11 protein-coding genes are annotated in these 15,569 nt (G+C 54.2%); 8 read left to right on the top strand and 3 right to left on the bottom strand.

Going from position 1 to position 15,569, the window contains the following annotated elements; all coding sequences use genetic code 11:
• Positions 1-2: 2 nt before the first annotated feature.
• Both BUC02_RS11475 and BUC02_RS11470 read right to left on the bottom strand, forming a co-directional pair.
• On the bottom strand, positions 3-494 hold the full coding sequence (locus BUC02_RS11475; protein WP_073322717.1) for a cytochrome c3 family protein: 492 nt from the start codon (positions 492-494) through the stop codon (positions 3-5).
• Positions 495-602: 108 nt separating this feature from the next.
• Positions 603-980 (bottom strand): c-type cytochrome, encoded by a 378-nt coding sequence (locus BUC02_RS11470; protein ID WP_139261134.1) that lies wholly within the window; start codon positions 978-980, stop codon positions 603-605.
• Between the two features lie 75 nt (positions 981-1,055).
• Between BUC02_RS11470 and BUC02_RS11465 the strand changes: the two genes are divergently transcribed.
• The 6 genes from BUC02_RS11465 (at position 1,056) to fabF (ending at position 8,727) form a co-directional block, all read left to right on the top strand.
• Positions 1,056-1,859 carry a hypothetical protein gene (locus tag BUC02_RS11465; RefSeq protein WP_139261133.1) on the top strand — a complete coding sequence of 268 codons (804 nt, stop codon included), beginning with the start codon at positions 1,056-1,058 and terminating at the stop codon, positions 1,857-1,859.
• Position 1,860: 1 nt separating this feature from the next.
• A complete protein-coding gene (locus tag BUC02_RS11460; protein WP_073322710.1) occupies positions 1,861-2,424 on the top strand; it encodes a manganese efflux pump MntP in 564 nt (187 codons plus the stop codon).
• A gap of 95 nt (positions 2,425-2,519) precedes the next feature.
• Complete coding sequence (gene ligA, locus BUC02_RS11455) at positions 2,520-4,703, top strand: NAD-dependent DNA ligase LigA (protein WP_254794203.1); 2,184 nt, start codon at positions 2,520-2,522, stop codon at positions 4,701-4,703.
• 46 nt (positions 4,704-4,749) lie between these two features.
• A complete protein-coding gene (locus BUC02_RS11450; RefSeq protein WP_073322708.1) occupies positions 4,750-5,520 on the top strand; it encodes a DUF2334 domain-containing protein in 771 nt (256 codons plus the stop codon).
• A gap of 18 nt (positions 5,521-5,538) precedes the next feature.
• Positions 5,539-7,263 carry an AMP-binding protein gene (locus tag BUC02_RS11445; protein ID WP_073322706.1) on the top strand — a complete coding sequence of 575 codons (1,725 nt, stop codon included), beginning with the start codon at positions 5,539-5,541 and terminating at the stop codon, positions 7,261-7,263.
• A gap of 213 nt (positions 7,264-7,476) precedes the next feature.
• A complete protein-coding gene (gene fabF, locus BUC02_RS11440) occupies positions 7,477-8,727 on the top strand; it encodes a beta-ketoacyl-ACP synthase II (RefSeq protein ID WP_073322704.1) in 1,251 nt (416 codons plus the stop codon).
• Positions 8,728-8,807: 80 nt separating this feature from the next.
• On the opposite strand, the gene ruvX is transcribed toward fabF, so the two are convergent.
• Positions 8,808-9,221: a Holliday junction resolvase RuvX gene (gene ruvX / locus BUC02_RS11435; RefSeq protein ID WP_175549855.1), complete on the bottom strand. Its 414-nt coding sequence runs from the start codon at positions 9,219-9,221 to the stop codon at positions 8,808-8,810.
• 159 nt (positions 9,222-9,380) lie between these two features.
• Here ruvX and BUC02_RS11430 point away from each other — a divergent pair, with 159 nt between their 5' ends.
• The gene (locus BUC02_RS11430) at positions 9,381-13,817 is read left to right on the top strand and encodes an acyl-CoA dehydratase activase (RefSeq protein WP_073322700.1); all 4,437 of its coding nucleotides are present in this window, start codon (positions 9,381-9,383) and stop codon (positions 13,815-13,817) included.
• A 104-nt stretch (positions 13,818-13,921) separates the two neighbouring features.
• Positions 13,922-15,517 carry an ABC-F family ATP-binding cassette domain-containing protein gene (locus BUC02_RS11425; protein ID WP_073322698.1) on the top strand — a complete coding sequence of 532 codons (1,596 nt, stop codon included), beginning with the start codon at positions 13,922-13,924 and terminating at the stop codon, positions 15,515-15,517.
• Positions 15,518-15,569: the final 52 nt, after the last annotated feature.

Below are 15,569 nucleotides of genomic sequence, written 5' to 3'. Positions count from 1 at the left end.
CGCTAGCGATGGCAAGCGGCGCAGTACGTGGCCGCCGGTTTAAAGCCTTTTTCTTTGAAAGTTTCACCGCGATGGCACTTTAAGCAACTCTGCATGTCGAATCTTTCACCGCCGTAGCGGTTTTGCATATGGTTTGAACCGTGGCAGTCGCTGCAAGCAACACCTGCAGCCGCATGCACGCCGTGATGGAACACCACATGTTCCGGCAAAATCCGCTTGTGCGACCAGGGGCGGTCATCGGCCTTGGCCAAGACGGAATCCAGCGTCTCGATTCCCGGATTTTCAGTCAACGGAAGCCTGTGGCAGTCCATGCAGTCCGCCTTGGAGGGCATGTAGGCATTCGCCGAGGCGCGAGCGCCCGTATGGCAGGCGGCGCAATCCAAACCGATGGAATCGCCGTGCAACGCGTGGTCAAAAGGAATCGGGCCCGGAGCATGTTCAGGAACGCGCGACTCCCCCATCAAGAAATCCGCCAAAAAGAACGCAAAGACCACACCGAACGCCAGCGCCGCTATTCTGAACGAACGATTCCGGAATAAAATGTTATGCCGAGTTGTTTTTTGCATTTTTAATTACACATTCCACATCCCACATTACACACTTTACTTCGGCCTTCCCGGATCATCCGGATTCTTGAGAATGTACAGGAGCCATGCCGTCATCATTTTCGCCTGTTCTTCGGTAAGCGGAGTGATTTCCATGGCCGGCCATTCTTCGGGGTGTTGCGGAGTCGGGTGCATCAGGTAGCGCACCATGCCTTCCGGATTTTCGGCATAATGCTCCACATTGTCGCGCATCGGCGGGGCGGCAAACTTGCGTGCCCAGCGGTGGCAGGCCTTACATTCGTAGTTATAGTATTCCTGGGCTTGCGTTTTAAGTTCAGGCGTAACCGGCGGAAGCACAGACAAATTCGAGACTGCATCTACCGCAAAAAGCGTACATGCCACTCCAAATACAAATGCTGCGACGCGCAATTTCACTAAAACACCATCCTTCAGGAGCGAGAGCCCCACGTGTCAAATATATGTTTTTATTTTTACACATAGGAGACACAAATGAAAAAAATCTTATTTTGCTTAATGCTTTTGGCAGGTTTTGCCGCAGCGAATACATGTACCGAAGCGTGGTTCAATGCCCAAACACATTTTTTGTCAACCCCACAAAATACTCCATACCTTGATTCTGTATATTCTGCATACTTGAATAGATCTTTGGACTCTATAAGAGAAGAACGATATGTCAAACTTTCTTACAACAATGGCTACCTTGAAAAAATAATCAACGGCTATGTCGGGGAAATTGTAAATATCTATCTTGATGTTGATTACATCCATGTATCCAAAGATGAAAGTGTCCTTTCTAAAAAAGGCTTGGAAGGGCTAATTTCTGATTCAACTGTTGGAGACACCACTTTTTGGGTTCGAAAGCACTATATCAATGGCAAACTTGACCAAGCTATGTTTTATAAAGAAACAGAATTCTTCTCCTCCTGCATGGATTCAACCTTCGATTACTATTACGAATATCTTTCTAGAAATGATTCCCTTATTTATATCTACATAGATAACTACAGTTCCGAAGCAGATCGAGAAATAGAATATGCCTACATTATAGAAGATCCTGCTGACGACCTAAAATGCTATGAATATAGTAACGACTCTTTAGAACATGTAATGGTCTATAATAAGAATGAAAAAGGATTTTCTATAAAGGTCTTTGAAAACGATATAGTCGTTCAAGAACTCTTTTTCGTTGATCCAAACAGCACCACCGCCATTCGCAAGCAACGTCCGGCGGTAAAGATTTCGCCGAAGGCTAGATATTTCGATTTGCTGGGTAGGTATAAATTCAGTAAGTAAAATGGGCATTATTGAAATCATCATTATCGCGATTGTAGAGGCGATGGATTGCTTCGCGGTCGCCATTGCTACTGGACTTTCAAAGAAAGGAATCAAGTACAGCCGCGCCATGCTCCAGGCGGTTAGCTTTGGCGTTTTCCAGGGCGGCATGACGCTGCTCGGGTATTTCCTCGGGAGTTTCGCCGAGCGCTGGTTCAATTCCGTGGGCACTCCCATCGCCTGCACCATCCTTTGCATTCTGGGCGGGCGCATGATTTGGGGAGCCGTCCGTGGTGATGCGTGCGAAGAAGAAGGCGAACAGATTGCCGCGAAAAACTTGACAATCGCAAACATTCTGTTGCTTTCGGTCGCGACAAGTATTGACGCATTCGCCGTCGGAATTTCGTTTGCATTCTTGAACGCGAACATGATTCTTGCCACCAGCGCCATTGCGCTTGCAAGCTTTATCATGGGCGTTCTCGGGTACGAAATCGGCCGTCACGCCGCCAAACGATTCAAGACAAAGATTCCTGAAATCATCGCAGGAATTATTTTGATTTCAATCGGAATCAAAATGTTTGTATAACGCCTTCGGCACGCCGATAATATAGCCCATACCTCAAAGTGCCGCAGGCACGAGCCCACACCTCACTACCTTAAACTCTTTCTATATTAGCAGGTATGGACCAGAAAGACATTGACCGCACCCGGTATTTTGAGCTAAAGAAACAGCTGGAAGAAGCGAGCCGCCTTTATTACGAGGATGGCATCTCCCCCATGAGCGACCAGGATTTCGACTTCGGGCTCAAGGAGATGGAAGCGCTCGAAGCCAAATACCCGGAGCTGCGCGGCAAGGATTCCCTGACGCAGCGGGTCGGCAGTGACCTGACGAATGACTTTGCGAAAGTCGCACATGCGGTTCCGATGCTCAGTATCGCGAACGTGTACAGCGCCGAAGAAATGGCTGAGTTCGTGAAAGCCGCCGAGGACGGAATTTCAGCCCTTGCCCCCCAAACCTCAAACCCCAAAGCGACCGAAGGTCGCGACCTCACACCTCATACATGGATTTGCGAGCGGAAAATCGACGGCGTTTCGCTTTCGATTGTCTACGAGAATGGGCGCTTGAAGCAGGCGGCCACCCGCGGCGATGGAGCCCAGGGCGACGACGTGACCCTGAACGCGCTCACGATTGCGGACATTCCCGAATATTTTGACGCGAAAAAACTGAAGATTGACCCGAGCGAAATCCCGCAGGGTACCTTCGAAGTCCGCGGCGAAGTCTACATGGAACGCGAGGCCTTCGAACGCCTGAACGAGCAGTTCATCCTAGAAGGCAAGAAAATTTTCCAGAACCCGCGCAATACGGTCTCGGGTTCGCTCAAGCTCAAGAGCGTGGCCGAATGCAAAACGCGTCCGATGCGATTCTTTGCCTACCACATTCCGCAGAGCAACAACAAGACGCACGAAGAGAACCTGCTGCAACTCAAGAAGCTCGGGTTCCACACGAACGACTACTGGACAGCCGATACCACCGACGAAATCATGAAGATTTCGGAGCAGATTGGCGCGAGCCGCGACAGCCTCCCCTTCGAAATCGACGGCATGGTCGTAAAGCTGAACGACCTTGCCATGCAGCGCGCCCTCGGCACCACGAGCAAGAGCCCGCGTTGGGCCATCGCCTACAAGTTCAAGGCCGAGCGCGCCTACACACCGCTCCTCTCCGTAGAATTCCAGGTCGGCCGCACCGGGGCCGTGACGCCCGTGGCAAACCTTGCCCCCGTGCGCCTCGCGGGCACTACCGTCAAGCGCGCCACCCTCCACAACTTCGACGAAGTCTCGCGCTTGGACCTGCATTACGGCGACACCGTCGGCGTCGAGAAGGGCGGCGAAATCATCCCGAAGATTACCGATGTCAAGAAGGAACTCCGCCCGGCGGGGGCCGTCCCCGTGACCGCCCCCGAAAAATGTCCCGTCTGCGGAGAACCGCTCACCCACATCGACGACGAAGTGATTCTCCGCTGCGAAAACATGCACTGCCCGGCGCAAGTCCAATGCCTCTTCGAGCATTTCGTGAGCCGCGAGGCCATGAACATCGAGAACTTGGGCCCCGCCCTTATCGCAAGCCTGATTGCCACGGGCAAAATCAAGCGCATTCCGGACTTGTACCGCCTCACACTCGAAGACCTGGAATCGCAGGAGCGCATGGCCAAGAAGAGCGCCAAGAACGTCTTCGACGCCATTGCCGCTTCGAAGGAACGTAGCCTCGAGAACCTGTTGCACGGCCTCGGAATTCGATTCGTAGGCCGCACCAGTGCCCGAAACCTCGCCAAGCACTTCCGCACGCTCGAAGCGATCCGTACCGCCACCGTCGAAGACTTGCAAAACGTCACCGACGTCGGCGAACGCATCGGAAAATCAGTCTACGACTTCTTCCACACGCCGCTCTACACGAACGAAATTGACGAACTCGTATCCCTCGGCTGCCCCACCGAATTCAAGGGCGTTGTAAAGACGCTGTTCCAGGGGCAAACCGCCGTCATCACCGGAACGCTCCCGAGCATGGACCGTGACGAAGCCCGCAAACTCATCGAAGAAAACGGCGGCAAGGTCAGTGGCTCCGTAAGCAAGAAGACGAGCTGGGTCCTCGCCGGCGATGCGGCCGGAAGCAAACTCACGAAGGCGAACGAGCTCGGCATTCCCGTGCATGACGAAGCCTGGCTTTTACAGCAAATCGCCTCCAGCGCAGACGAATCCGTTACAGATTCTGTAAACAACGCTGAAAACAACTCCGAAAATGGATTGCCAAGTCCCTCCAGGGCTCGCAATGACGTTCAAAACCCGAACGAACAATTAAGTCTTTTCTAGCCACATTTTCTATATATATGGCGTAAAATTCAATTAGGTTACCCTTATGGAAATCAACAAGGACATTGCCGACATCCGCGCCGCCGAAGCCATTCTTCACAAAAAGAAGAAGTACCTGCTGTGCTATCATAATTTTAACGTGAAAAACTGCAAGAAATCCGCCGAAGAAATTCGAAAGATTGCCGCTGCCGCCGGTTCACCCATCTCGATTGCCGTCGTTCCCTCTATCGGGGGCGTCCCTGAATCCGAAGCCGACGCCTTCCGCGAAGAAATCGGAAAATTCGTGCAGGAAGGTTACGAAATCTTGCTCCACGGTGTGCGCCACAACGCAGACCTGTTCATCAAGCGTAATCCCATCGGCAAGCTCGCGCTCGCCATTTCGCACAACGGGGCCGAATTTGCAGGCCTGAACAAGAAACTTTCGCAAATGCTCCTGAACCGAAGCATCGCCCTCTGGAAGGCACACGGCTTTGGCCGCCCATCCGGATTCATTGCCCCGGTTTGGCTCGACAACAAGCACCTCAAGAAGCAGGTGCTCGAAGAATTCAACTTCTACGAAGACATGCTCTACATTTACCGCAAAGTCGGTAAGAAAGTAAAGCAGTCTTTCTCGCAGATTTTGACCTTCTCAATTTTCCCGCAGGCCCTCCTCGGAGCCATGCAGGTTTTCTCGCGCCTCGCCCTCCTTATTTACAGGGGGACCCCTCGCCTAGTGATTCACGCCGGCGACATGAAGGCCATGGGCGAACAAAATCTACTCTCGCTCGTGAAATTTGCCTCTAGGCACCGCGAAAAAATCATGTACCAGGATCTATAAGAGGCCGGAGAGACACACATGATACTCAATAGATTCCTAACACGAACCGAGTACTCCTCTTACGAGGATCTCTACGAAAACTTTAAGCTCAATATTCCCGATGACTTTAACTTCGCCTACGACGTGGTCGACGAATACGCGAAGACCGAACCCAAGCGTGAAGCTTTAGTCTGGTGCGATGACAACGACGAAAGCCATATCTTTACCTTCAAGGACCTTTCGATTGCCTCGCAGCGCACCGCGAACTTTTTGGTAGAAAAGGGAATCAAGAAAGGCGACCGCGTGATGCTGATTTTGCGCCGCCGCTACGAATTCTGGTTTTTCCTCTTGGCGCTCCACCGCATTGGTGCAATTGCCATTCCGGCAACCAACATGCTCGCCGCCGAAGACCTGGAATACCGCTTTAAGGCCGCCGACATCAAGATGGTCGTCTCTTACGACGATCCGGCGCTCCAAAAGGAAATTGACACCGCCTGCGAACACACGCACATTGTCGAAACGCTCGTGACCATCGGACAGTCCCGTCAGAACTGGATTAACTTCTACGACGACTACGAAATCTGCCCGCCGAGTTTCCCACGCCCCACAGGCGATGCTGCCACGCACAACGACGACATTATGATTGTCTACTTTACGAGTGGCACCAGCAGCAACCCCAAAATGGTCGCCCACACCTTCAGCTACCCGCTCGGCCACATCGTGACCGCGAAGTACTGGCAGAACGTGATTGACGGAGGCCGCCACTTAACCGTTGCCGAAACCGGCTGGGCCAAGGCGCTCTGGGGCAAAATTTACGGCCAGTGGATTGCAGGTTCTGCCGTATTCACCTACGACATGAACGTGTTCATTCCGGGCAAGTTGCTCGAAAAGATGCAGGAATACAAGGTGACCACCTTCTGTGCGCCGCCGACTGTTTACCGCTACATTTTGCAGCACGGCGTTGAAAAGTACGACCTTTCAAGCCTCAAGTACTGCACCACCGCAGGCGAGGCATTGAACCTCGACATTTACAAGAAGTTCTTCGAAAAGACGGGGCTCCGCCTGCACGAAGGCTACGGCCAGACCGAACTGACGCTTACGACGGGCAACTTCGAATGGATGGAACCACGCCCGGGTTCTATGGGCAAGCCCTCCCCCGGCTACCGCATGGACATCGTGGATGCCGATGGCAACAGCTGCGGCCCCGATGAAGTCGGCGAAATCATCATCAAGATTGACGAAGGCAAGCCCTTCGGCATGTTCGGCGGCTACTACCGCGACGAAGAACGCACCCAGAAAGTCTTCGAGGGCGGCGTCTACCACACCGGCGACACCGCTACCCGCGACAAGGATGGTTTCTTCTGGTTCGTGGGCCGTACCGACGACTTGATCAAGAGTTCCGGCTACCGCATCAGCCCCTTCGAAGTCGAAGAAGTGCTCCACAAGCACCCCGCCGTCTTGGAAGTTGCAGTGACTGGCGTCGAAGACAAGTCCCGCGGACAGGCCGTGAAGGCAACCGTCGTGCTCCAGAAGGGCTACGAAGCCTCGAAGGAACTCGCCAAAGAAATCCAGCTGTTCGCAAAGAACGTGGCAGCCTCTTACAAGAGCCCGCGTATCATCGACTTCGTGTCGGAACTGCCGAAGACCATCAGCGGAAAAATCCGTCGCGCCTCTATCCGCGACAAGGATAAGGAAGACGCTAACGCCGCTAAGGACGCAGCCAATGCGGAGCAGCCCAAGACCGAAGAAAAGTCTGAAGGGTAAGAGGGGGCTTTGCCCCCTCCCCCCCGGTAGTGTCACACGGATTCGATTTTGCTAACGCAAAATCAGTTTATATATTTTTTCTAAAATGCCGTTAGGCATTTCTAATCCGTGTGGTTCATTATTTTCTTTATTCTCAGAATAAATTATTGAGGAAATGAACAAAAACAAGACTTTTCAACCGGCATAAAATGATGTTTTTCTATCTTTGTGCACATGACTAAAAGACGCGTAGTAATCACTGGTATGGGAGCCGTGACTCCCGTTGGCAAGAACATCAACGATTTTTGGGCAGCCATTCGCGAAGGCAAGTGCGGCGTTGGCCCCATCACGCTTTTTGACGCAAGCAGCTGTCCGGTAAAGATTGCGGCCGAAGTCAAGGACTTTAAGCCCGAAGAGCACGATATCGACCCGAAGGAAGCCCGCCGCATGGCCCGCTTCACGCAGTTCCTGCTCGCCGCCTCCAAAGAAGCAGTCAAAGACGCAAGCCTTACGCCCGAAGACTTAGCCCAGGATACCACGGGCATTGTCGCTGGTACAGGCCTCGGTGGCATGGACATTATCGATTCCACCTACACGCAGTACATGAATGGCGGCAAGCGCAAGGTATCGCCCTTGGCCATGCCGCAGCTGATTCCGAACGAAGCGGGCGCAAATGTGTCTATCGCCCTCGGCATTACAGGCCAGGCCCACACGGTCTGCACCGCCTGCGCTTCGGGCACCGATGCTATCGGTGTCGCCCTCGACGCAATCCGCTCGGGTCGCTTGGACATCTGCCTTGCCGGTGGTTCCGAAAGTGGCATTACCGATTACAGCATCAAGAGCTTTGCCGGCATGCACGCCCTTACAGACAAATTCAACGACTGCCCGGAAAAGGCCAGCCGCCCGTTCGACTTGAACCGCTCCGGATTCGTGATGGGTGAAGGCGGTGCCGTGCTCATTCTCGAAGAACTGGAACACGCCAAGGCCCGCGGCGCAAAGATTTACGCCGAACTCGCTGGCTACGGAGCTTCTGCCGACGCTTACCACATCACGAGCCCTCGCCCGGGTGGAGAAACTTGCGCAAAGGCACTCACCCGCGCCATCAAGGATGCAGGCATTGCCCCGACCGACATCGACTACTACAATGCCCACGGAACCTCGACGCACCTGAACGACGCGACCGAAACCGCCATGCTCAAGGTCGCCCTCGGCGAACACGCCTACAAGATCAAGGTGTCGAGCACCAAGAGCATGACAGGCCACTGCGTGGGTGCCGCCGGTGTGTGCGAGGCCATCGTCTCGACTCTTGCGATTCGCGACTCGTTCTACCCCGCCACCATCAACTACGAGACTCCGGACCCGGAATGCGACCTCGATTACGTTCCGAACAAGGGTGTCGAAGGCAACATCGACGTCGCCGCGTCCGCCTCACTTGGGTTCGGCGGTCACAACGGTGTCGTGATTATCAAGAAATATAAAGAGTAGGAAGTAGACTGTAGGAAGTAGACAGGATTTGCTCTTCTTAACGTCATCGCGAGGGGGCTTAAAGCCCCGAAGCGATCCATTTAAACTTGTTCGTCTAACCACCTCTGCAATATAATGGCGGCAGCGAGTTGATCGATGACCGCCTTATTCTTTTGCTTTTTCTTCTTGCTAAAGTAAGAAGTTTTTTCTTGCGCCTGCACGCTGGAATACGATTCGTCCTGCGTGTACACAGGCATGCCCGGGAATCGCGTTTTCAAGTCCTCGATGAACTTTTCCACCACCACGTTCTTGCCGTCCTTGCGGCCATCGGGGTGATACGGCATTCCCACCACAAAGGCGTCGACCTTGTTGATTTTCACCAACTCGTCTAGGCGAACAAACAGGTTTGTCATCTTCTGGTCAATCGTTTCTCGCGAAAAAGCCATACGGAATTCGGAATCGGCAAATGCGACCCCAACGCGGTGCTCACCATAGTCAAGCGCAAGGTAGTTCATAGAGCGAAATATAGCAATAAAGAATAGCGGTAGACTCGGCGAAAAAAAGGTCGCCAAGCGCGGGAAAATTTTCCCTTTTTTCATTTTCTTGATTTTCGGCAATTTCAGCCGATAAAAAGCAGTTTAAAAAGTTTACATTTTTCTATCTTTGTGCCCACTATGAGCAATTTGAAGAACGATTTATGGGTCGGCGTGGACGTTGGTTCCACCACCGTGAAGATCGCGGTTGTCGATCCAGAGACCAACAAGCTTTTGCATTATACTTACCAGCGCCACAATGCCATGCAGGCACAGAAGGTTTTCGAGGTGCTGCGTGAGGCCCACGGACTTTTCCCCGACAAGAATTTCAGAGTCGCCTTCTGCGGCAGTGGCGGTCAGCCCTTCGCCGAAGCCACCCACGCCTTCTTTGTGCAAGAAGTCGTGGCAAACGCCCTTGCGGTGCGTGCAACTTACCCGGAATCTAGGGTCGCCATTGAACTCGGCGGTCAAGATGCAAAAGTGGTATTCTTCGAAAAAGACAAGACTACCGGCAAGCTCATTGCCTCGGACATGCGTATGAACGGCGTGTGCGCCGGCGGTACGGGTGCATTTATCGACCAGGTGGCCGAACTTCTGCGCATCAAGACCGAAGCTTTCGAAGGCTTTGCCAAGCGCGGCCAGAAGGTCTACGAAATTTCGGGCCGTTGTGGCGTGTTCGCCAAGACCGACATCCAGCCGATGCTCAACAACGGCATCGCCAAGGAAGATATCGCCCTTTCCAGCTTCCATGCCATTGCCAAGCAGACCATCGGTGGCCTTGCCCAGGGTATGGAAATCAAGCCGCCCGTGATTTTCGAAGGTGGCCCGCTCACGTTCAACCCGACGCTTGTTCGCGCCTTCAAGGAACGCCTGGGCATTAACGACGAACAGGCCATTGTGCCGGAACACTCCGAAGTGCTCGTGGCCATGGGTGCAGCCCTCTCCTTGGGCTCCATGTTCGCCGACCAGGAATGCTTCTACCGCAAGGAAGGCTCCCTGGACGCGCTCATCCACTTTAACGAAACACGCCAGGCCGAAAACAAGGCCAAGGCCGCTGCCGACTTGTTCTTCAAGAACGAAGCCGAATACAAGATGTTCCTCGAAGAACACAAGATGGCCGGCAACCACTACCCGCAGCCCGTATCGGGCTCTACGCTCAACGTGTACCTGGGTATCGACGCAGGTTCTACCACCACGAAGTTCGTGCTCATGGACGAACAAGAAAACATCGTGGATGGTTTCTACGCGAGCAACAACGGCGAACCGCTGCAGGTGCTCAAGAACGCCCTCAACGAACTCAGCGACCGTTACGAAGAATACGGCTGCAAGCTCAACATTCTCGGTGTCGGTACGACCGGTTACGGCGAACAGCTCTTTGCGAAGGCCGTGCATGCCGACTTCCACACGGTGGAAACGGTCGCACACGCTAACGCCGCCCAGAAGATTTGCCCCGACGTAAGCTTTATCCTCGACATCGGTGGCCAGGACATGAAGGCCATCTCCGTGCAGGACGGCGTGGTCACGGGTATCATACTGAACGAAGCCTGCTCTTCCGGCTGCGGTTCGTTTATCGAGACCTATGCCCGCAGCCTCGGCATTCCGATGGAAAAGATTGCAGAACTCGCGTTCAACGCGAAGAGTCCTTCCCAGTTAGGCAGCCGCTGCACCGTGTTCATGAACAGTTCCATCATCACGGAACAGCGCGACGGCAAGCAGCCCGAAGACATTATCGCGGGCATCTGCCGCTCCATCATCAACAACGTGTTTACGAAGGTCATCCGTATCCGCAACCTGAACACGCTCGGCAAGAAGGTCGTGGTGCAGGGCGGTACGTTCAAGAACAATGCCGTTCTCCGCGCCTTCGAACAGTACACAGGCCTCAAGCCAATCCGTCCGGAACGCCCAGGTGAAATGGGCGCTATCGGTATCGCTCTCCTTACCAAGAAGTTCATGGAAGAAAAGCGCAAGACCGAACCGGAACTCAAGAGCCGCTTTATCGGGCTTGACGCCATGAAGACCTTCAGCTGGCACAACCAGCCGGGTCAGCTCTGCCAGTACTGCACCAACCATTGCTCGCGTACCATCGTGACCTTCAGCGACGGCCAAAGCTTCGTGACGGGTAACCGCTGCGAACGCGGCGAAGTCACCGCCGACCCGAACGATCCGAAGACCAAGGCACTCATCGCCGAAATCAACAAGAAGATGCAATCCGTGCCCGACATGATCAAGCGCACGAACCAGCTGTTGGTCAAGGACTACGCTCCGGCAAAGCTCGTGGAAAACAACGGCAAGACCATCGGTATTCCGCGCGTGCTCGAATTCTGGGCATCACTCCCGTTCTGGAAGGCCTTCTTTACGAGTCTCGGCTACACCGTCGTGGTAAGCCGCCAGAGCGACTACAAGATGTTCGAAGCGGGGCTCCACAGCGTGCCCAGCGACACGGTTTGCTTCCCGGCAAAGCTGGTGCACGGCCACGTGCTCAGCCTCATTGAAAAGAAGGTGGACCGCATCTTCTTCCCGATGATGGTTGCAGTCCCGAGTGACCACACCAAGTTCACGGCAACGTCCGTTTGCCCGGTGGTGCAAGCCTACCCGAACGTTTGCAAGAACACCGACGAGCCCGAAAAGAATTACGGCGTACCCATGGACCAGCCGATTTTCCACTGGTTCAACGCCAAGCTCCGCAGAAGCCAGACTATTGACTGGTTCCACGAAAACTGGAAGCTCGACAAGAAACTTTTGGACAAGGCCGTTACCGAAGGCGAGAAGGCACTCAACAACTACCGCACCACGCTTTTGGAAGAAGGCCAGAAGATTCTCGACGATGTACGCGCGAAGAACTCCTTTGCCGTAGTGATTGCAGGCCGCCCCTACCATGCGGACACGCTCATCAACCACAACATCGCAAGCCACTTTACCGCCATGGGCATTCCGGTGCTCACCACCGAATCGCTCCCCGGCGTTTTCGACCAAGATGTGCCGAGCCACACCCGTATCGAAATCAAGAACACCTTCCACTTGCGCATGATTGGTGCCACCATGATTGCCGCGAAGGATCCGAACATCGAACTTGCACAGATCGTAAGTTTCGGTTGCGGACACGACTCGATTTTGACCGACGAAATGATGCGCATGCTGCACCTTGATTCCAACAAGGAAATGCTCATGCTCAAGCTCGACGAAGGCGATGCCCGCGGCCCCGTGGGAATTCGTGTCAAGAGCTTTATCGAAACCGTAAAGGCCCGCCGTGCAGCAAACCTGCCCGACAAGCCTGAAAGCCACGAGCCCCTGTTCCATACGCCCTTCTTGCCCGAAGACAAGAAGCGTCGCCGCATTCTGACACCGAACCTCTCCCCCGCCTTTACCGTGCTCGCCAGCGAGTACATGAAGCGGGAAGGTTACATCGCCGAATACCTGCCGGTAGCCGACCGCAAGGCCATCGAACTCGGCAAGAAGTACGTGCACAACGACATCTGCTTCCCCTGCCAGGTGAACATCGGCGAAGCCCTCCGCTGGCTGGTGGAACACCCCGAAGTTCCGCAGAACCAGGTTTCCATGTGCCTTGCCAAGAACTGCGAAAACTGCCGCGCCGTGCAGTACGCGGTGCTGGCCCGTAAGGCCCTTGACGAAGCAGGTTTCAAGGACGTGACCATCATTACCACCGGCGTGGACTACAAGGGAATGCACCCGGGCTTCCAGCTGGGTCTCGACTTCAGACTCCACATGCTGTGGGGCCTCGTGACCATGGACGCTATCGAAACCATGTACCGCGCCGTGCGCCCCTACGAAGTGAACGCCGGCGACACCCAGAAGGTTTACGACGAATGGATGCCGAAGGTGATTGGCGTTGCAGGTCACCTTTCCACCGTGCAGCTGGTGCGTCCCTCCAAGCTCATCGAAGTCTTTGAACAATGCATCGAGGCGTTCAACGGTATCGAAATCACCGAAGAACGCAAGAAGGGCATCCGCAAGCCGCGCGTTGCCGTGCTTGGCGAAATCTTGATGAACTACCACCCGAGTGCAAACGGCTTTGTAGAAAACTACCTGATGAACAACGGCATGGAAGTCTACCTGCCGGGCATGACAGACTTCTTCCGCGTCGACGAAGTGGTGCGCGAAGAAAAGATCAAACGCGGATTCTCTGCAAACCCGATGATGGACCGTCTCGAAGGCGGCGTGACCTCAAAGGTCTATACGCACGCTGTAGAAACCGCCCGCAAGTCCATGCACAAGTTCAAGCTGTACGAACATCATGCAGACTGCGTGGAACTCAAGGACTATGTGTCCGATATCATCGACCCCACCTACAACACGGGTGAAGGTTGGATGATTCCGGGCGAAATCCTGTACAACGCAAAGCACGGCATCAACAGCTACATCATTTTGCAGCCGTTCGCATGCCTTGCCAACCACATCTCTGGCCGCGGCCTCACCAAGGCTGTGAAGGAACGTTGCCCGCATATTCAGGTTTTGAGCCTCGACTACGACCCGGATACGAGCTTCGCGAACATCGAAAACCGCCTGCAGATGCTCATCATCAACGCACGTGAACTCGAAAAAGCAAACGCCGAAGCATAGCTTCGGCGGAGAGTAGACAGTAGGAAGTAGACAGTAGACAGTAACTTCCTACTACCTACTTCCAACAAACCTGTCTACTTCCTACTTCAAACTTCCTACTAAACATGCTCAACGTTTCTAATGTCAGTCTTCAATACGGTAGCCGCGTTCTCTTCAAAGAAGTGAACCTTTCCTTCAAGCGCGGCAACTGCTACGGAGTCATCGGTGCGAACGGCGCCGGAAAGTCCACCTTCCTGAAAATCCTTTCGGGCGAACTCGAGCCCAACACCGGCGAGGTCACCAAGGACCCGGGCGAACGTATCGCCGTCCTGAAGCAGGATCACTTCGCCTACGAACAGAATACGGTTCTTGAAACTGTGATGATGGGCTACCCCGAACTCTACGAACTCGGCAAGAAACGCGACGAACTCTACGCGCTCCCCGAAATGACCGAAGAACAGGGCATGCAGGCCATGGAAATCGAAACCCGCTTCGGCGAAATCGGCGGTTACGAAGCCGACTCCAACGCGGCCGTGCTTCTGAAGGGCCTCGGCATTCCCGAAGAATTCCACTACAGCCTCATGGCCGACTTGGACGCGGGCCTCAAGGTGCGCGTGCTCCTCGCCCAGGCGCTGTTCGGCAACCCGGACATTCTGTTGCTTGACGAACCGACGAACCACTTGGACTTGGAAACTGTCGGCTGGCTCGAAGACTACCTGGAACGCTTCGAAAACATCGTCATCGTCGTGAGCCATGACCGTCACTTCCTTAACGCAGTCTGCACTCACACTTGCGACATCGACTACGGCAAGATTAACATCTACGGCGGTAACTACGAATTCTGGTACGCAGCAAGCCAGCTCGCCCAGAAGCAGCGCAAGGACCAGAACCGCCGCGCCGAAGAAAAGATTGAAGAATTGAAGGCGTTCATCCGCCGCTTCGCCAGTAACGCCGCCAAGGCCAAGCAAGCCACCAGCCGTAAGAAGCTCCTCGACAAGATGACCGTCGAAGAAATGCCGGCTTCCAGCCGTAAGTTCCCGTGGGTCAACTTCAAGATGGACCGCGAACCGGGCAAGATCGTGCTCGAAGTCAAGAACGCCACCATCGATGGCGGCGACGGCATCATCTGCAAGAACTTCGACTTCAGCCTGAACAGTGGCGACAAGGTGGCCCTCGTCGGTGAATACGACACACTCAAGACAGCCTTCTTCCAGCTCATTGCCGAAGAAACCAAGGCACCCGATGGCGTTCTCAAGTGGGGCAACACCATCAGCTACAGCTACTTCCCCAAAAACAACGACGCCTACTTCGGCTGCGACCTCTCCCTGGTGGATTGGCTGCGCCAGTACAGCAAGGAACAGGACGAAACGTTCATCCGCGGATTCCTCGGCCGTATGCTCTTTACCGGCGAAGAAGCCCTCAAGAGCGCGAACGTGCTCAGCGGTGGCGAAAAGGTGCGCTGCATGCTCAGCCGCATGATGCTCAGCAACGCGAACTGCCTCTTGCTCGACGAACCGACCGCTCACCTGGACTTGGAGGCCATCACGGCCCTCAACAACGGCCTCACCGCCTTCCAGGGCCCGATTATCTTCTGCTCTCAGGACCACGAATTCGTACAGACGATCGCGAACCGCGTGCTCGAACTGACCCCGAACGGCGTCATCGACCGCAGCATCACCTTCGACGAATGGCTCGAAACCAAGAAGAAGAGTAAGAAGTAGACAGTAGGAAGTAGACAGTTATAGAATCTGCTATTCTACAAGATACGAAGAT

The sequence above is a fragment of the Fibrobacter sp. UWOV1 genome (genome assembly GCF_900142495.1).
Classification (GTDB): Bacteria; Fibrobacterota; Fibrobacteria; order Fibrobacterales; family Fibrobacteraceae; genus Fibrobacter.
This window is presented reverse-complemented; position numbering and strand designations above follow the sequence as displayed.